The sequence below is a fragment of the Candidatus Tisiphia endosymbiont of Dascillus cervinus genome, from assembly GCF_964026405.1.
Classification (GTDB): domain Bacteria; phylum Pseudomonadota; class Alphaproteobacteria; order Rickettsiales; family Rickettsiaceae; genus Tisiphia.
The window spans coordinates 795,664-816,171 of the sequence record NZ_OZ032146.1; the positions used below are offsets into that span (position 1 = coordinate 795,664).

The 20,508-nt window shown below is 34.6% G+C and carries 14 protein-coding genes and 1 tRNA gene; 1 reads left to right on the forward strand and 14 read right to left on the reverse strand.

From position 1 onward, the window contains the following. Positions 1 to 446: 446 nt before the first annotated feature. The 14 genes from rpoC to AAGD19_RS04050 form a co-directional block, all read right to left on the reverse strand. The gene (rpoC, locus tag AAGD19_RS03985) at positions 447 to 4,592 is read right to left on the reverse strand and encodes a DNA-directed RNA polymerase subunit beta' (RefSeq protein ID WP_410520794.1); all 4,146 of its coding nucleotides are present in this window, start codon (positions 4,590 to 4,592) and stop codon (positions 447 to 449) included. A gap of 83 nt (positions 4,593 to 4,675) precedes the next feature. Further along, on the reverse strand, positions 4,676 to 8,782 hold the full coding sequence (rpoB, locus tag AAGD19_RS03990; protein WP_341747235.1) for a DNA-directed RNA polymerase subunit beta: 4,107 nt from the start codon (positions 8,780 to 8,782) through the stop codon (positions 4,676 to 4,678). 1,698 nt (positions 8,783 to 10,480) lie between these two features. Then, positions 10,481 to 10,849, reverse strand: coding sequence for a 50S ribosomal protein L7/L12 (gene rplL, locus AAGD19_RS03995; RefSeq protein ID WP_341747236.1), 369 nt, complete (start codon positions 10,847 to 10,849; stop codon positions 10,481 to 10,483). 32 nt (positions 10,850 to 10,881) lie between these two features. Then, positions 10,882 to 11,391: a 50S ribosomal protein L10 gene (gene rplJ, locus AAGD19_RS04000; protein ID WP_341747237.1), complete on the reverse strand. Its 510-nt coding sequence runs from the start codon at positions 11,389 to 11,391 to the stop codon at positions 10,882 to 10,884. Between the two features lie 21 nt (positions 11,392 to 11,412). Beyond that, positions 11,413 to 12,120: a 50S ribosomal protein L1 gene (gene rplA / locus AAGD19_RS04005; protein WP_341747238.1), complete on the reverse strand. Its 708-nt coding sequence runs from the start codon at positions 12,118 to 12,120 to the stop codon at positions 11,413 to 11,415. 3 nt (positions 12,121 to 12,123) lie between these two features. Then, entirely contained in the window at positions 12,124 to 12,558 is a 435-nt protein-coding gene (gene rplK / locus AAGD19_RS04010) for a 50S ribosomal protein L11 (RefSeq protein WP_341747239.1), read from the reverse strand. Positions 12,559 to 13,255: 697 nt separating this feature from the next. After that, a complete protein-coding gene (gene nusG / locus AAGD19_RS04015; RefSeq protein ID WP_341748452.1) occupies positions 13,256 to 13,789 on the reverse strand; it encodes a transcription termination/antitermination protein NusG in 534 nt (177 codons plus the stop codon). A gap of 19 nt (positions 13,790 to 13,808) precedes the next feature. Continuing rightward, positions 13,809 to 14,009: a preprotein translocase subunit SecE gene (gene secE / locus AAGD19_RS04020; protein ID WP_341748453.1), complete on the reverse strand. Its 201-nt coding sequence runs from the start codon at positions 14,007 to 14,009 to the stop codon at positions 13,809 to 13,811. Positions 14,010 to 14,030: 21 nt separating this feature from the next. Next, a tRNA-Trp gene (locus tag AAGD19_RS04025) sits at positions 14,031 to 14,106 on the reverse strand. A 306-nt stretch (positions 14,107 to 14,412) separates the two neighbouring features. After that, on the reverse strand, positions 14,413 to 16,488 hold the full coding sequence (gene fusA / locus AAGD19_RS04030) for an elongation factor G (RefSeq protein ID WP_410520795.1): 2,076 nt from the start codon (positions 16,486 to 16,488) through the stop codon (positions 14,413 to 14,415). 9 nt (positions 16,489 to 16,497) lie between these two features. Continuing rightward, positions 16,498 to 16,986, reverse strand: a complete 489-nt coding sequence (rpsG, locus tag AAGD19_RS04035; protein ID WP_341747240.1) for a 30S ribosomal protein S7 — start codon at positions 16,984 to 16,986, stop codon at positions 16,498 to 16,500. Between the two features lie 19 nt (positions 16,987 to 17,005). Then, the gene (rpsL, locus tag AAGD19_RS04040; protein WP_341747241.1) at positions 17,006 to 17,389 is read right to left on the reverse strand and encodes a 30S ribosomal protein S12; all 384 of its coding nucleotides are present in this window, start codon (positions 17,387 to 17,389) and stop codon (positions 17,006 to 17,008) included. Between the two features lie 166 nt (positions 17,390 to 17,555). Next, positions 17,556 to 18,245, reverse strand: a complete 690-nt coding sequence (locus AAGD19_RS04045) for an RNA methyltransferase (protein ID WP_341747242.1) — start codon at positions 18,243 to 18,245, stop codon at positions 17,556 to 17,558. 139 nt (positions 18,246 to 18,384) lie between these two features. Then, complete coding sequence (locus AAGD19_RS04050; RefSeq protein ID WP_341747243.1) at positions 18,385 to 18,759, reverse strand: helix-turn-helix domain-containing protein; 375 nt, start codon at positions 18,757 to 18,759, stop codon at positions 18,385 to 18,387. Between the two features lie 515 nt (positions 18,760 to 19,274). Here AAGD19_RS04050 and AAGD19_RS04055 point away from each other — a divergent pair. Then, positions 19,275 to 20,093, forward strand: coding sequence for a YihY/virulence factor BrkB family protein (locus AAGD19_RS04055; RefSeq protein ID WP_341747244.1), 819 nt, complete (start codon positions 19,275 to 19,277; stop codon positions 20,091 to 20,093). The last annotated feature ends 415 nt before the right edge of the window (positions 20,094 to 20,508 follow it).

Sequence of the window (20,508 nt, forward strand, 5' to 3'; positions counted from 1 at the left end):
AAATGCATTCTTAAAGCGGCTAACGCGAATGCATTTTAAACCTTTCTAAAGCTAAAAACATGATTTTAAAAGATTAAAATCATGTTTTTAGCAAAATATTAATTTAACAATCAGATGCAGAGTCGTCTCAAATCTGATTGTTTCGATATGACAAGCTTCATGGATTGCCACGCTTACGTACGTTCGCTTGCTAATAGACATATACGTCTATTAGCAAGGAGACCGTAGGCAATCTATAATTTCACCGAATTTGGGATAAGAATTTGTCAATTCTTATCCCAAATTCGCGTAAATCATAGCAACATCCTCAAATGATTTGGAAAATTGGATTTGAAAATGAGAAGTGGGCATGCTAGGCGACATAAGGTACATGAACACGCGAATCCTTGATATTTTCAAAAAACAATTCTTCCAAGCAGAAGAGTACACTCCCTATTAAAGAGAATCTATCCTAAAGTTTTCTGATAATCGACCTCTTCCTGGTCCAATTTAGCTGCAAGTTTACGCATCCTATTCATGTAAAAGCCTGTTCCTGCTGGCACTAATCTACCAACTATGACATTTTCTTTCAACCCACGCAATTTATCAATTTTCCCAGCTATAGCAGACTCCGTTAGAACTCTTGTTGTTTCTTGGAAAGAAGCAGCAGAAATAAATGATCTAGTTTGCAGCGATGCCTTAGTAATACCTTGTAGGATTGGTTGGGCTTCAGCCGGTCTTAAACCATTATCTATAGCTTTTTTATTAATTTCGGCAAATTCACGATAATCTATCTTCTCATCAACCATTAATGTCGTATCCCCAGAATGGGTTACTTCTACTTTTTGTAACATTTGACGAATTATTACCTCAATGTGCTTATCGTCAATTTTTACGCCCTGTAAACGGTAAACCGCTTGGATTTCTCCTACCATGTAGCTTGTAAGAGCTTCCACTCCCATTACCTTTAAAATATCCTGTAGAACTGGATTGCCATCAATTAACATATCGCCTTTTTTTACAAAATCACCTTCATTAACAACAACATGTTTGCCCTTTGGTACCATATACTCAATTGGTGTAGTGTTATCACTTGGCTGAATAACAATACGCCTTTTTGACTTATAGTCTTTGCCAAATTCAACTCTACCATCTACTTCTGCAATAACAGCATGATCTTTTGGACGTCTAGCCTCAACAAGTTCAGCTACTCGTGGAAGACCACCAGTAATATCTTTTGTTTTGGTTGATTCCTTTGGAATACGTGATAAAATATCACCTACTGACACCTTAGCACCATCTTCAACATTTAAAATAGCATTCACTGGCATGTAATATCTAGCCTCCAAACCATTGGATAGCATAATAGTTTCTCCATTCTCATCAACTAATTGAATACGAGGACGTAACTCTGCTCCGCGTGAATATTGTTTTGATTCAATTATAACTTTGCTAGAAATACCAGTTGCTTCATCAGTGATATCACGAATTGACACTCCTTCTACCATATCCTTGAATACAACCTTTCCAGATTTCTCGGTAATAATCGGAATAGTGTACGGATCCCTCTCTACTAATTTTTGTCCTTTTTTTACCTTATCTGAATCATCGGCTATTAATCTTGAACCATACGCTACTTTATGCCTTGCTTTCTCATTATTATTAGCATCCAATAATAATAACTCACATGAACGACCCATTACGATCTTACGTCCCTCAGAATCAACAACCACATTACGACCTAAAATCTTCACTTTTGCATCATGAGAGGCTTCTATTGAAGATATTTCAACACCTTTCGTTGCAGCTCCTCCAATATGGAAAGTTCTCATGGTCAGCTGAGTACCTGGCTCACCAATTGACTGGGCAGCAATCACTCCTATTGCTTCTCCAACTGATACTAAAGAACCAGTGGCTAGATCTCTACCATAACATCTTACACATATTCCATCAACAACCTCACATGTTAGAACAGATCTTACCATTACCACATCCAAACCAGAAGATTCGATTTCTTCTAATTTTGCTTCATTAATTAATTCACCGGCTGATAGTAATAATGCATTAGTAACTGGGTGATATACGTTAATCGCAACTGTTCTGCCTAAAATTTGCTCTGCGAGCGATACAATAACTTCACCACCATCGATAATACTTCTGACTTCTATGCCTTTTGTAGTTTTACAATCTTCATCAGTAATTATACAATCTTGAGCAACATCAACTAATCTACGGGTTAAATACCCAGAATTAGCTGTTTTCAACGCTGTATCTGCAAGACCTTTACGTGCACCATGTGTAGAATTAAAATATTCAAGAACAGTAAGACCTTCTCGAAAATTAGAAATAATCGGGGTTTCAATAATCTCACTTGATGGTTTAGCCATCAAACCACGCATACCAGCTAATTGCTTAATCTGTGCTGCTGATCCCCTTGCTCCCGAAGTAGCCATCATATATATCGAATTTACTTTCTGATGATTAGGCTTATTATTAACAGGTATCATAGCAATTTCTTTCATCATGTCATTTGCTACTTTATCCGTACATTTAGACCAAGCATCAATCACTTTATTGTATTTTTCACCGTAAGTAATTAGACCATCAGAATATTGTTGTTCAAATTCTTTTACCTCAGTCAATGTTGAATTAATATGGCTATCTTTTGATTTTGGTACAACCATGTCGTCCATACCAAAAGAAATGCCTGAGGAACAAGCATATTTAAATCCAAGTTTCATTAGTTGATCAGCAAAGATCACTGTAGCCTTTTGTCCACAGTGGCGATATACCAAATCAATAACCGCAGATATATCCTTTTTAGTCATGGATTTATTTACAAACTTAAATCCAACATTATGATTACGTGGTAATAATTCTCCTATAATTAACCTACCAAAGCTAGTATCCACTATAGTTGATACAACCTCCCCTTCAATATTAAGCACATCGCGACGAAATTTTATCTTTGAGTGAATAGTTATTACCTTATTATACAAAGCATGTTCAATCTCCGACATGCTAGCAAAACTCATCCCTTCACCAGGTTCATTGTCAAAAACCATTGTTAAATAATAAAGACCTAGTACTATGTCCTTATCAGGGACGATAATCGGACGACCATTTGCCGGACTCAATATGTTGTTTGTTGACATCATAAGTACTCTTGCCTCAAGCTGAGCTTCAATTGAAAGAGGGATATGCACTGCCATCTGATCACCATCAAAATCAGCATTGAACGCAGCACAGACTAAAGGATGTAGCTGGATAGCTTTCCCTTCTATCAGTAAAGGTTCAAAAGCTTGGATACCTAAACGATGCAAAGTTGGTGCTCTATTCAACAACACTGGATGTTCACGTATAACTTCTTCTAAAATATCCCATACTTCTGATTTCTCAGCTTCAACCATTTTCTTAGCGGCTTTTATAGTGGTAGCAATTCCATATAATTCAAGCTTTGAATAAATAAATGGCTTGAATAATTCCAACGCCATCGTCTTTGGTAAACCACATTGATGCAACTTAAGTTCTGGTCCCACAACGATAACAGAACGACCAGAATAATCCACTCGTTTACCAAGCAAATTCTGACGAAAACGACCTTGTTTACCTTTTAGCATATCACTAAGTGACTTAAATGGACGTTTATTAGTATTTTTCACTACTTTACCACGACGACCATTATCAAATAATGCATCGACCGATTCTTGTAACATCCTTTTTTCATTTCTGATGATAATATCCGGTGCTTTTAGTTCAAGTAGTCTCTTTAATCTATTATTTCTATTAATAACCCTTCTATAAAGTTCGTTAAGATCAGAAGTTGCAAACCTTCCTCCATCAAGCATAACTAATGGTCTAATTTCAGGTGGGATAACTGGCAGAACAGTCATAATCATCCATTCTGGCTTATTCTCAGATTCAAGAAAATCTTCAACTAACTTAAGTCTTTTAACAATCTTCTTCTTTTTAACTTCTGAAGATGTATTTAATAAATCTTCTTGCAAACTCTTCTTTAATTCAGGTAAATCAAGTTCTGTAAGCATCTGCTGAATAACTTCAGCCCCAATAGAAGCAGTAAAACTATCTTCTCCGTACTCATCTTGTGCCTTTTGCAAACTGTCTTCTGATAAAAGGTCACCCTTTTGCAGAGCAGATAACCCAGGATCAACAACAACATAACTTTCAAAATATAGAACTTTTTCTAGATCCTTCATAGTCATATCTAGCAATGTACTAATCCTTGATGGTAAAGATTTCAAGAACCATATATGGGCAACTGGTGCTGCTAGCTCAATATGCCCCATTCTTTCTCTTCGGACTCTAGATGTAGTAACTTCAACACCACACTTCTCACAAGTGATACCACGATATTTCATACGTTTATATTTACCACAAAGACACTCATAGTCCTTCACGGGTCCAAAAATTCTAGCACAAAATAATCCTTCTTTCTCTGGCTTGAAAGTACGGTAATTTATTGTCTCAGGTTTCATTACCTCACCAAAAGACCATGAACGCACTTGATCAGGACTAGCAATATTAATTCTTATTTGATCAAATTGCTGAGTACTGCTTAATTGTCCGTAAAAATTTGTCATCCCTGTTGTCATAAAGATTCTTCCTTAAAAAATTTTTCAGATATAGTTTAGTAAAAAGCCTCTTGGACCTTCTGTAGCAATTGCAAAAAATATCTTTAATCTGTGGTAGTATCCTCAAGCTTTACATTTAAGCACAAAGACCTGAACTCTTTGATCATCACGTTAAACGACTCAGGAATACCCGATTCAAAATTGTTATCACCTCGAACAATAGATTCATAAATTTTAATTCTACCAACCACATCGTCCGATTTTACAGTTAACATTTCTTGTAACGTATAAGCAGCACCATAAGCCTGCAGTGCCCAACACTCCATCTCACCGAATCTTTGACCTCCAAAATGCGACTTACCACCTAATGGTTGCTGAGTTACCAAACTATAAGGACCGATAGAACGAGCATGGATTTTATCATCGGCCAAATGATGTAATTTTAGGAAATATTTATAGCCAACTGTAACGGCACGATCAAAATACTCTCCTGTTCTACCATCAATCAACCTAATTTGACCTGATGGGTCTTGATCTGCAAGGACTAGCATTTCTTTTACATTCTCAACCTTTGCACCGTCAAAAACTGGGGTTGAAAAATATACCCCCTTATCGATATTATTACAAAACTCAATAATCTCTTGATTGGACATTTTCTTTATATTTTTTGTCGTTGAGTTATGCCCATATACCTCGGAAATAAAAGATTTAAGCTCTTCTACATCAATTTTTTTGTTATGAACTTGATCCAACATAGAAGATATTTTTTTACCAAGATTTACTGCCGCCCAACCAAGATGAGTCTCTAAAATCTGCCCAACATTCATACGTGAAGGTAAGCCAAGTGGGTTAAGAACGATATCAACTACTGTACCATCTTCTAAAAATGGCATATCTTCTTCTGGCATAATACGAGAGATAACACCCTTATTCCCGTGTCTTCCGGCCATTTTATCTCCAGGTTGTAACTTATGTTTAGTAGCAATGAATACTTTTACAACTTTAAGAGCCCCTTGTGGTAAGTCATCACCACTTTGTAATTTCTCTACTTTGCTAGTAAAACGCTTATTAAGCTTGTCTTGCTTTTCATCATAATGACGTTTAATTTGCTCAATTTCATTCATTACATTAGCATCTTCAACAATCAGTTGCCAAAATTGTCCTTTTGATAATGACTTAAGGGTTTGATCACTAATCAATTGACCGGATTTTACGGATTTAGGACCACTAACAATTATTTGTCCTGTTAAAATCTTTTCTAAACGCATAAAAACAAAATGCTCTATGATTCGAAGTTCATCATCCCTATCTTTTGATAATTTTTCAATTTGTTGCTTTTCAATAGCTATAGCACGCTCATCTTTTTCTATTCCCCTACGAGAAAACACTCGTACTTCTACCACTGTACCAGTGATCCCAGTAGGAACACGTAAAGATGAATCCCGAACATCTGAAGCTTTTTCTCCAAAAATAGCTCTGAGTAATTTCTCTTCTGGAGTCATAGGTGACTCACTTTTAGGGGTAACCTTACCCACCAAGATATCGCCTGGTTTTATTTCTGCACCAACATATACTATACCTACTTCGTCAAGATGGCGTAAACTTTCATCACTAACATTTGGAATATCGCGAGTAATTTCTTCGGGACCAAGTCTTGTATCTCTAGCAATTATTTCAAATTCTTCAATATGAATTGAGGTATAAATATCATCTTTTACAATACGTTCTGATATTAAAATCGAATCTTCAAAATTATAACCATTCCATGGTAAAAAAGCTACCAGCACATTTCTACCAAGAGCTATTTCACCATTATCTGTACTTGGTCCATCAGCAATTACTTCACCTTTTTTTACATAATCACCAACGTTAATCAACGGCTTTTGATTAATACAAGTATTATGGTTAGATCTTTGAAATTTTAATAAATTATAAATGTCCACACTAGGTGATCCATCTGTTTTCTGCTCCTTAGTCCTTACAACTATTCTAGTTGAATCAACTTGCTCTACTATTCCATCATGCAAGGCTACAACTGAAACCCCAGAATCTTGTGCAACAATTCCTTCAATACCAGTACCAACTAAAGGAGCATCACTTCTAATAAGCGGGACAGCCTGACGTTGCATGTTTGACCCCATCAAGGCTCTATTAGCATCGTCATTTTCTAAAAATGGAATAAGTGATGCAGCAACGGAAACAACCTGCATCGGGGTAACGTCAATGTAATCTACTTCTAGAGGGGTAACCATAACAAAATTACCACCTTCCGTTCGACAGTTAATTAATTCTTCTTGTAACAAACCTTTTTGATCGACAACTGCATTAGCTTGAGCAATTTTATATTTTCCTTCTTCAATAGCTGACAAGTAAACAACTTCGTCAGTTACATGACAATCCACGACTTTTCGATAAGGTGTTTCAATGAAGCCATGCTTATTAACTCTAGCATAAGTAGCCATGGAATTAATCAAACCTATGTTCTGTCCTTCTGGTGTTTCAATTGGACAAATCCTCCCGTAATGAGTAGGGTGGACGTCCCTCACTTCAAACCCTGCTCTCTCCCTGTTAATTCCACCAGGTCCTAAAGCTGATAATCTTCTTTTATGAGTTATTTCTGATAATGGATTAGTTTGATCCATAAATTGAGAAAGTTGTGAAGTACTAAAAAATTCTTTTACTACAGAAACCAAAACTTTTGAATTTACTAAATCATGAGGCATAACGGCATCAAGATCAACCACCGACATTCTTTCAAGTACTGATTTCTCTATACGAACAAGACCAATTCTGAACTGATTCTCAATTAGTTCACCAACTGACCTAACTCTTCTGTTACCAAGGTGATCAATATCATCTATCGAACCTTTACCATCTTTTAGCTCTACTAAAACTTTAAGAATATTTTTAATATCTTCAATAGTTAAAATAGCTGTAGATTCTGGTATATTAAGTTCCAATCTTGCATTCATTTTAATACGACCAACTTCTGAAAGATCATATCTTTCATGGTCAAAGAACAAGTTGTTAAATAATGTTTTAGCAGCTTCAATATTAGCTGGTTCTCCTGGTCTTAATACCCTAAATATGTCTATCAATGCTGATTCATAATTTTGATTTTTATCAGCAAATAAGGTATTCCTTATGTAAGGACTTGATTGTGGATTTATAGCAAGTACATCGACAGACGGAATTTCAAGAGTCATAATAGAGTCCAGCATATCCATTGTGATCATTTCACCAATTTCGGCTAGTACCTCACCATTATCCGGATTAACAAGATCTTGTGCTAAATATTTGCCTACTAAATATTCACGTTCTACCAAAATATTTTTCACTCCATCTTTAGCAAATTTTTTAGCCAAACGAGGAGTAATCTTCTGACCAAATGCAAGTATCACATTGCCGGTATCCGCATCCACTAAGTCATTAACTAGCCTATGAGCAGTTATAGACTCAGGTATAAACTTTGTTGCCCAGCTTGCATTTTTGGTAAAACATGTTACCGTATCATAATAGAATTTTATAATTTCATTGGTAGACATTCCAATGGCTCTAAGAAGAGTAGTAGCATAAAGCTTTCTTTTCCTATCTATTCTAAAGTAAACAATATCTTTAGCATCAAATTCAAAATCTAGCCATGATCCTCTATAAGGTATAACTCTAGCAGAATATAGAAACTTCCCTGAAGAATGAATTTTCCCATCATCATGATAGAAAAATACGCCAGGTGACCTATGCATCTGTGATACCACCACTCTTTCTGTACCATTAATAATAAAAGTACCATTCTTTGTCATTAGGGGAATATCCCCCATATAAACTTCTTGTTCTTTAATACCTTTGATTTCTCTTGCTCCAGTGTCTTCATCAATATCCCAAATACTTAATCGCAATGTGACTTTAAGAGGAGCAGCATAACTAAGACCTCTTTGAGTACACTCTTCGACATCATATTTAGGATTATCAAATTCATATTTAGCAAATTCTAAATATGCAATATTAGAGGGGTCGTGAATCGGAAAAATTGAACTTAATACTGATTGTAATCCTCTGTTTTCTCGCTCAGAATCTTTAACTCCTAATTGTAAAAAACCTTTTTCATAAGAATTTTTCTGAACCTCTATCAAATTTGGTATAGACGCTACCAAATTTATGTGACCAAAATTTTTTCTTACGCGTTTGCCAATTGATAAGGATTGCGTTGTCATATAATCTCCCGATTAATGCTTTTAATAATTTTTTATTTTGAAACCAAGTAAAAATCTACTTCAAACTTGGAATCTCACATATTACAATAGTCTCAATGTCCCCCTACGAAAGTAGCAAGGTCTAGAAGGCTACTTTTTTAGATTCCACTACCTACGCTGAGATAATATAGAGTTTGCTTATCCGTGTATCATAGCTCGGATAACATCAACCCTAATAAAGATAACATTAAATTTGCTACTAACTTGTTACATCAAATTCAGATTATTTAATTCAAAATTAAACTTTAATTACCAATTTCTTTACCTTAACATAAACTAAATTGTTATACTCGAATGATCTGAAGAATGGGGACAACAAACAAAGGGTGAGCAAACGCAACGTAGTAAACCGTTGTTCGTACGCGAAATCCCCGCAAGTATTTGCGAAAACAATTCTTCAAAGCAGAAGAGTATACCTTAAATTTCTTTTTTAGTATTCTATATAAACTCCAAATAAAGATAAAAATCTAAAAAAACTCGATTTAAAAATATTACTTGAATGATTTAAAGAATTAGAGCATAAAACAAGAGGGGAGCATAGCATATGTACATTAGGAATAAAAACATGCGAATACTCTGTAATTTTGCGAAACCAATTCGTTAAATTATTCAAATATAATAGGAGTGTACTTAAATGATTTGAAGAATGGGGACAATAAACAAGGGCTAAGCGAACTAGGCGTACATCTAGTACGTAAATACACAAATACCCGAAATTTTGCCACACCAATTCTTTAAAGTAGAAAAATATACTAAAATGTACAAATCTGTTTCTTATCTTCATCTGATTCAGAATTTTGGATAAATAAATACAAAGACCTATTAAAGCAAAAGAACTTTGTCTTATAAGTTTTTGTACAAAATGTAATAGTTTATACGGGTATGATAACATATTTAGCAACATAACTCGTAAACCAAATAGAATATCACACAACAAGTTCATTTCCATTATTAACAATACAAACCTAGATTTAGTCCCAAAATGTTTCTACCAATCTATGTATATTCTAAATCTTGCGGTATACTCGAATGTGACTCCAAATTGGATTTGAAAATGAGGGGCGAGTCAATGGAGCGTACATAAGGTACGTGAGTACAAGAGTCCCTGATATTTTCAAAAAATAATTCGGAGTCACATTCAAGTATACATATATTTATTATTGTTTTGCTTTATAAAGAAAGGCTATCACAAAACTACTACATGGGTATAACTTAAGCAGCCTAAGTATACTCTTCTGCTTTGAAAAATTGTTTTTTAAAATATCAGGGACTCGTGTACTCACGTACCTTATGTACGCTCCATTGACTCGCCCCTCATTTTCAAATCCAATTCTCCAAATCATTCGAGTATATCATCCCTGTGACGGTTAATGTCATTCCTGCCTACACGGGAATGACATCTTTTTTGTTAAAATACTGCTCAACAATAACAACCCTGTGCTTAAGTTAATACCCATAAATGGGGATTCTCATACTTACAAATGTACGCTTAATCTTTTACCCCTTTGTCCCTATTCTTTAATCACTATACTCTATAATTAACTTAGAAAGTTATCCTAACAACCTTCACAGAGCCTAATTAATATGAGCTTACACAAACAAGTTTTTAATACACCCCCAAAATAAACTCTAGGTTTTCCCGCCCGATGGTATACTCAATTACTTTAATTCAATTTTTGCTCCAGCTGCTTCTAATTTTGCTTTAAAACTTTCAGCATCTTCTTTATTTACACCGGATTTAATAGTTTTTGGGGCAGCATCTACTAACTCTTTAGCCTCTTTTAAGCCAAGACCAGTAAGTTCTCTAGTTACCTTAATTACTTCTATTTTTTTATCACCACTACTGACTAAAACAACTTCAAACGCTGTCTTTTCAGCTACTGCTTCTGATGCTACAGGACCCGCCACCTGTGCTACAGGAGCTGCAGCTGTTACACCCCATTTTTCTTCTAGCATTTTTGCAAGCTCTGCTGCTTGAATTACTGTAAGTGTTGACAATTGATCTACAATTTTTACTAGGTCTGTCATAATTTTCTTCCTTTTAAAACTTTTTTATTAAATTATTCTTTATTTGCATAAGCTTGAAAAACTCTAGCAAGCTTGGCTGCAGGAGCTTGCACCACACCAGCAATTTTAGTTGCAGGAGCTTGTACCACACCAATAATTTTGCCTCTAAGCTCATTTAATGAAGGCAATTTTGCAAGTTGCTGTACAAAATTCGCATCTAATACTTGATTATTTACTAAACCACCAACTATTTTCAAACATTCATTAGTTTTAGCAAATTCTACAACAACTTTCGCAGCTTCAACAGGGTCTTCAGAATATGCAAAGGCTGTCGGACCAACAAGCAAATGTACAATATCACCAATACCAGCCTTATTTGCTGCTATTTTTGACAAAGTATTTTTAACTACTTTGAACCCCGCATTTTTTGCTTTAAGAGACCTACGTAGTAGAGTTACTTGACTAACAGTAAGCCCATGATAATGAGTAATTATCACGGAATTTGACCGTTTATACACCTCTTCAAGTTCTACGACAAATTCATGTTTCTTTGATCTTAACACCTTAACTCTCCTTGTCGTATTTTACGATATACTTGCTAAATCTATTTTTACTGATGGACTCATAGTAGAAGATAGATATATTGCTTTTAAATAATTTCCTTTAGCACCAGAAGGCTTTGCTTTAACTACAGCAGATATTAAAGTTGATGCATTATCTAGCAAATCTTGTTTGGAAAATGATAATTTACCAATTCCAGCATGAATAATACCTGCCTTTTCAACCCTATACTCTACTTGACCACTTTTGGCATTTTTAATTGCCGTTACGATATCGGTAGTTACAGTCCCCAGTTTTGGATTTGGCATTAAGCCCTTTGGTCCCAAAATTCTTGCCACTGCACCTATTGCTGGCATCATATTTGGTGTTGCAATACAAACGTCAAAATTAATTTTTCCTGCTTTAATATCATCGATAATTTCTGTAGAACCAGCAATATCTGCTCCAGCTTCTTTAGCTTCTTCTATCTTTTCATCCTTACAAATCACTGCAACTCTACTAACTTTACCCGTACCAGCTGGTAATGCGACAACACCACGCACCATTTGATCCGAGTGCTTAGGATCTACCCCTAATTTCATCACCATTTCCAAAGTAGAGTCAAATTTAGTATAAGACACAGACTTGAGTAGCTCTATTCCTTCTGCTAAAGTGCGATTGCCAACTAGAGCTACTTTTTTTCTTGCTTCTCTAATCTTTTTGCCACCAACTAATTTTTTATCAACTAACATACATTAATCTCCTACCACTTCAAGACCCATAGATTCAGCAGTACCACGAATAATTTTAGCGGCAGCTATTAAATTATCAGTATTAAGATCTACCATTTTAATTTTTGCAATTTCAATGCAATCTGACATGGTAACCTTACCAACAAATGCTTCTTTTTTAGTAGCACTGGAACCTTTAGGAATTTTAGCAAATTGTTTTAAGTAATACGATGCTGGAGAAGTCTTAGTTACAAAAGTAAAACTATTATCTTCATAAGCAGTAATCACGACTGGGATAGGAGTCCCTGGTTCAATAGCTATCGTCGCAGCGTTAAACGCCTTACAAAACTCCATAATATTAAGTTTCTTCTGACCAAGTGCAGGACCAATAGGTGGGGATGGATTAGCCTTACCTGCTGGCACAGTTAACTTAATATAAGCGGTTATTTTTTTTGCCATTATAATCTTATCCTTACTTATTTAATTAATAGCTTTATTCACGTGAGCCTTGTCAATACACTCTCGTTCCTAGCTAAAAGCATTGCCCGCATGAATCACTAGTATGTCATTCCCGCTTCGGTAAGGAATCCATAATATCTAATAGCCTTTGCAGGCTATTTTTTGGATTCCCGCTTTTAGCTAGGAATGATATCGTTTTTGACCTTGTAAGTACCATACTAACGTTACCGTTTTTGATCCACGCTAGCAAAGCATTCCCACGTAGGCAAGAATCTAAAAAAGCAGCCTAAAAGACTATTAGACCCCAGCTTACGTTAGGATTACATCACACGGTAATATTATATCGAATTCAGCTTAACCTCAGTTCGATAACAAATTAATACTAGGCTTAGTATCATCCCTATTAGTGCTAATGTCACCCCGCGTAGACAGAGGTCTAAACAACCTAGAAGGCTCTTTTTAGATACCAGCTTACGCTGGGATGACATAGAGTTTGCTTAAGTTGACACTCATGCACCTTTAGCTAGGATGCTAGAGACAATAAGCTGCATACTCTTCTGCTCCTACGAATTGTTTTTTGAAAATATCATGGATTCGCATGCGTAACTATACTATATGTACGCTACGCCTGCTCACCATTCATTTTCAAATCCAATTCGTAGGATCATTTGAGTACACACCCTACCCTAAACAAACCCTAATTATTTTTCTTAACCTGCGTAAAATTTAGTTCTATAGGAGTTGCTTTACCAAAAATAGATATAGACACACGCAATCTATTTTTGTCATAATCAATTTCTTCTATAACCCCTGTAAAAGTCTCAAACGGACCGTCAGTAACAATTACTGCCTCACCAATTTCATATAATTTCGAAACCCTAGCATCTTTGGTTTCAGCTTCCAGTTTACTAAAAATATTTTGTATTTCTTTTTCGCTAAGGGCTTGTGGTGTACTTTTACCACCTAAAAAACCTGTAACCTTAGTTACACTTTTTACCAAATGCCAAGAATCATCTGTCATATTCATTTTAATCAGAATATAACCAGGCATAAATTTCTTTTCTGTCTTAACGTTTTTACCACGTTTAACTTCAGGTACTTCAATAACCGGAACAACGATATCCTCAAAAAACTCCGACATACCCTGTTTAGCAATTTGATCGAGAATCATTTGCTTTACACGCTTTTCTGAGCCTGATAATGTATGAATAACGTACCACTGCACCACAATTTTTCCCTAAACCTATTCTTTACTTCCCAATATTAAGTAAAACTTGCATTATGCTATGTATACCGTAGTCTAACACCAAACAAATTATACTAAAAATAAATACAGCCACCACTACTATAAGAGTTGAAGTTATCAACTCTTTCTTACCAAGCCAAACAATTTTATAAACTTCTTGCTTTACTTGCTCGTAAAATTTGTAGACTCTATTTTCCTTTAACATATTATACGAACTCATTATAGTTGGCAGGAGCGACAGGAATCGAACCCGCAACCTTCGGTTTTGGAGACCGACGCTCTACCAATTGAGCTACACTCCTATCATATTTTTATCAAAAAGTCAAGTGTTTTAATTTCAATAAAATTCTTACTTATTCGAATGATGCCATTAGCCAAGGCAATTTAAAAGTCACTTCTCATTTTTGATGTCATATATAATATCATATTATACATGATACACTAATTGATAACTGCTTTTCGGCTTATCTCATGACCATTTGTTATCTGTATAGTATCCTTCATCGTTGCCTAAAAAATCCATTTTTCCTCATCTCCTTATTATTCACAAAAAATAACATTATAGCATATTATATGTAATACACTAATAGCTATCTTAATAATTTTTTTTATTTCTTAGCTTTAATAGTTTCGGCCACCTGTAATGGTACTTGCTCATAATGAGAAAAAACCATACTATATTGAGATCTACCTTGTGATAAAGATCTCAAAGTACTAACATACCCAAACATCTCGACCAATGGCACATTTGCAGTTATAACTTGTGCATTACCTCTTGGATCCATACTTTGCATTTGCCCTCTACGACTGTTTAGATCACCAATAATATCCCCCATATACTCATTAGGAGTAATTACTTCAACCTTCATAATTGGTTCAAGTAATTTTGGATTACCTTTTGGCATACCTTCTCTAAAAGCAGCTTTTGCAGCAATCTCAAATGCAAGTACACTTGAATCTACATCGTGGAACGCTCCATCTATCAAGGTTGCTTTAAAATCAATCATTGGATAGCCGGCAACTACACCTGTATCTTTTATATTATTTAGACCCTTTTCAACACCAGGAATAAATTCTTTGGGTATAGATCCTCCAACAATTTTGCTTTCAAAAGCAAATCCTGTTCCAGCTTCTTGAGGTTCAAATATTATTTTAACCCGTGCAAATTGCCCAGCTCCACCAGATTGCTTTTTATGAGTATAATCAATTTCACAAAGCTTGGTAATTGTTTCTCGATAGGCTACTTGTGGTGCTCCAATGTTAGCCTCAACTTTAAACTCACGTTTCATACGATCAACCATAATCTCTAGATGCAGTTCACCCATACCTTTAATAACAGTTTGACCGCTTTCCTGATCAGTTGATACTCTAAAAGATGGATCTTCAGCAGCTAACCTAGACAATGCCATTCCCATTTTTTCTTGATCAGCAGTTGATTTTGGCTCTACAGCTAATTCAATAACCGGTTCAGGAAATTCCATTCTCTCCAAAATAACCTGCTTATCCGGATCACACAAAGTATCACCAGTAGTGGTATTTTTAAGACCAGCTAGAGCAACAATATCTCCTGCAAAAGCTTCTTTAATATCTTCTCTTTCATTAGCATGCATAAGAAGCATCCTACCTACTCGTTCTTTTTGGTCTTTTACCGTATTAATGACAGTAGCACCTGAACTAATCTTACCAGAGTAAATCCTGATAAATGTAAGAGATCCCACAAATGGATCGGTCATTACCTTAAAAGCTAAAGCAGAGAAAGGTTCAGATGCTGATATTTTAAAATCTTTTTCTTCTCCAAAATTAATATCTATTCCCTTGACTATTCCAATATCGATTGGTGAAGGTAAGTAGTCAACAACCGCATCTAGCAAAGGTTGCACACCTTTATTTTTAAAGGCACTACCACATAACACAGGAAAAAAGACTCGGTCAATCGTTCCTTTCCTTATTACTACTTGAATTTCTTCCTCAGTAAATTCTTCACCTAATAAATATTTCTCCATCAAATGATCATCAGCCTCAGCAACCATTTCAATTAGCAAAGCACGATATTCTTCAGCCTTTTCTAACATATCAGCAGGGATTTCTTGGTACGAATATTCAGCTCCAAGAGATTCATCCTTCCAAATTATTGCCTGCATCTTGATTAAATCAATAACTCCTTTGAAATTCTCTTCAATACCAACTGGCAACTGAATTACTAGAGGTTTTGCACCAAGACGATCTTTAATCATTTCTACACATTTGTAGAAATTAGCACCCATTCTGTCCATTTTATTGACAAAGCACATTCTAGGTACTTTATATTTATCAGCTTGTCTCCAAACTATTTCTGACTGAGGTTCAACACCGGCCACACCATCAAATACCGCCACCGCTCCATCTAAAACACGTAAAGACCTTTCTACTTCTATAGTAAAATCTACGTGACCTGGAGTATCAATAATGTTAATCCTTATATTTTTCCAGTAACAGGTAGTAGCAGCAGAAGTAATGGTGATACCACGTTCCTGCTCTTGTGCCATCCAATCCATAGTGGCACCACCTTCATGAACTTCACCAATTTTATGTGATTTTCCTGTATAAAAGAGAATACGCTCGGTTGTAGTAGTTTTACCAGCGTCAATATGAGCACAAATACCTATATTACGAGTATTAGCAAGAGAAAATTCTGTAATCGCCATATGATTTAATTACCTTGGTTGCGATTTTTTGGGACTAAAATGAGCGAAAGCTTTGTTAGCTTCAGCCATTTTATGAGTGTCCTCTCTTTTTTTAATAGCAACCCCTCTATTATTTGATGCTTCAAATAATTCCTCCGCCAACTTATCAATCATCATTTTTTCAGAACGCTTATTTGCTGCATTGATAATCCAACGTGACGCAAGTGCATACCCTCTTCTTTCATCAACAGGGGAAGGGACCTGATAATTTGCACCTCCCACACGCACTGAGGTAACCTCAAGATATGGCTTTACATTATTCATAGCATTATTGAAAGTTTCATAAGGATCTACCCTATGTTTTTTTTCTATTTTACTAAAAGCAGAATATACTATCTTTTCGGCTAGAGCTTTTTTCCCTTCCTTCATGATATTATTAATAAACCTAGCAAGCAGAGGACTATTATATTTCATATCAGGCAAGATAACCCTTTTCTCTGCGGCATGACGACGTGACATCTTATCTCTCTATTTCAAATTATTTTTTTACAGCTTGCTTCGCTGATGTACCATAACGTGAGCGTCCTTGCTTACGATTTTTTACACCCTGAGTATCATAAGCACCACGTACTATATGGTACTTAACACCTGGAAGATCAGGAACCCTTCCGCCTCTTACCAACACCGTAGAGTGTTCTTGTAAATTATGCCCTTCACCAGGTATGTAAGCATTCACGTACTGCCCATTACTTAAGCGAACACGTGCCATTTTACGAAGAGCAGAATTAGGTTTCTTAGGAGTAACAGTTTTCACTATTACACAAACACCTTTCAAAAATGGATTAGATTCCAAAGCTGGAGATTTTGTCCTACGAATCTTCGACTGTCTTCCAAAACGTACTAACTGATTGTTTGTTGGCATTCAATACTCCAAATTTTTCCTTTTGATATTTATCTATCAACCCTTAAATCTATAGGGAAAACTATATACTGTACCACTTTCACTATTAAGCGGCAACAAGTGGAACTATAGCTATTTTTTTTATAAAAGCAACGAGTTTTTAACAACATTGACTAGATTAGCTATTTTATGAACTTAGGGTTGCAATTACCCCCCTTAAAGTTTGTAATTCTGTACTAGATAATTTATCTATACGAGTAAAAATATTCATAATATTTTGAGTCATGTGTAATTTTTTCTCAGGCACTTTAAAGAAATTCTTTTTGTTTAATTCAGTAAACAAATGTTCAAAGAAATATCCTAATTCTCCTTTTGATGCTACGTCCTGTTCATTATTAACATTTATTCTCAGCTGTTTATTACGAAATAGCTCATAACATATAATAATTACTGACTGTGCAATGTTAAGAGAACTAAAACCCCCTGTATTAATGTTAATAATTTTATGGGCATAAGTAATTTCTCTATTTCGCAAACCACAATTTTCACGACCAAACATGATAGCGACTTTAAGACCTGTAGGATAATCCTGACTTAAATTCTCTGATAGAACATAGTTTTTATTGATATTACGTGTTGCTGAACTTGTTGCATATAAATAATCAATATCCTCTATACTTGCTTCCAAACTATCATAAATCTTAGCATTATCTATGATATTTACCGCTGATACCGCCATACTACGTGCCTGTTCATTCGGCCAACCATCTCTAGGTGAAACGATTCTCAACTCTGAAACATCAAAATTTTTCATTGCTCTAGCAGTAGCACCAATATTCTCACCCATTTGAGGTGCTACTAAAATAATAATTGGCATAAACATCTTTGATTAATATGTAATTATTTTCTTCTAAATAGCTACTTAATTCCTATTAACTACTCGTATCCAATTACTATACTATTTTATCTCTGTCAACTATTAGTTTTATAACGAACCAATGATTTTTTCATTTCACCTAATCTTCTTTAATCAAAGAACGTATCAATGCATTAACTGCTTGCTGATGTTCTGAGTTACGAATTTTCATAAAATTCCTTGATACTTCTATACACATACGCTGATGTTGAGTAAGCACAGGCTCGACATTGTCAGCATCTTCTAAACCTTGATAGAAATAATCGATATTTTTATCTAATGCTTTAGCAATAAGAACCAACCTACCTATTGATATTCTATTAATACCCTTCTCATATTTTTGTAACTGCTGATGTGTTACCTCTATTACCTCTGCAAGTTGTTGACGTGACAACCCTTTGGCAAGCCTTAAAGAATAGATTTTCCCACCTATAAATTGATCAACTTTTTGTATGTAGTCATTTCTTCGTACCATAATTAACTCCTTTATGCATGAACTATTAAATTTTAAGAATATAATAGATTATTAACAAATAAAAAGATTACTGTCATATATTATATAACCTAGAAAGCCAACAATTCACATAGGAATACCCACATGTAAACTGTCTACTATCAGTAAGTATTGATTATATTTTTTGTTTATGTACAAGTAGTACTTAATATTTTTTAACTATTATATAATTATACTGATCTTATAGATACTTAGCAACCTTGTAAATTATAATTTCATTTTTATCGTATTTTTTTAACCTTTTTTTACTATTCTAGATAGAATAAGACTAAAAAAATTAAAATCATAGAATTAACTATGATTTTTAAAGAATTATTGCAGAATATTAAAACTTCAGTTTTGTATTAAAATTAAAAATGGCTAGAATAATTTAGGTTCTATTGAGGTTTAAAAAATATACTTAATATAAATAAGTGATAATGTTGAATTTTATATATATACTTGAATGATTATATAAAACAAAAGAAAGTTACTTGATGCAAAGAATTATAAAATGCCTATATCAGGCAGCCTTTAGAACAATTGAACACGATGGTGTTGAACATTCAGGGTATATGTCATTTATGGTACTCCTAACGATCTTTCCTTTTTTAGTTTTTTTGTTAGCACTAACAAGTTTTGTTGGAGCATCAGAACTTGGAAAGAATTTTATCACTATTCTTCTTGAAAGTATGCCAGAACTGGCTACTGACTCAATAAAAACTAGGATAAATGAACTTGGGAAAACTCCTCCTCAGAGCCTAATGACCTTAGCAATAATGGGAAGTATTTGGACTGCTTCATCTTTTGTTGAATGTTTAAGAACAATTTTAAATAGGGTATATGAGATAAAATCTCCTCCCACCTACATAAGACGAAGATTACTTAGCATAGCACAGTTTTTAGTAATCAGTATATTCATTACCTTTGCCATGCTTATTCTTATTATAGTACCAATAATATTAACAAAACTACCAATAATTTTACAAATGATAGAAGAACATAAGCACACTTTAACCCTTTTTCGATATGTTATCATTTTCTGCTCATTATTTATTACCTCCTCATCACTATATTATATAATCCCTAATGCAAAATTAAATTTTACAGACGTAGTTCCTGGAGCTTTATTAACGGTAATTTTATGGGTGATAAGTGGATATTTATTATCTACCTATATAATATATTATAACCAATTAAGTATAATATATGGTTCACTTGGTAGTATAATAGTGACTTTAATATTTTTTTATATTATTAACATGATTTTTATATATGGTGCAGAATTTAATTACCTACTAAGAGAATATCCTTGAAAGCGGAAGAGTATACTCTTCCGCTTTCAAGAAAAGCTATCGCAAAACTTTGAGGTGTGCATGCACGAACAATAATTTACTACTATAACCTGAATTCGATGTAACTTGTTACATCGAATTCAGTGTTATATATAGAAACAATCAGGTTTGAAGCGGCTGCCCACCTGATTGTTAAAATATAACACTCCATTCAATATGTGATTTTAATTATTAAAATCACATATTGAATGATGAAAAAAGTTAAAATGCACTTGCGTCAGCCGCTTCAAGAGTGCATTTTTCCTTATAACAAAGCAAGTATCGACATAAGAATTAATAATTCTTATGTCGAACTGAGGTTGAGGTTACTATAGTCAACTGATGAGAAGTAGGTAGCATCGTCTTCGCTCGCCTATTACAATAGGCGTCGCTCCAT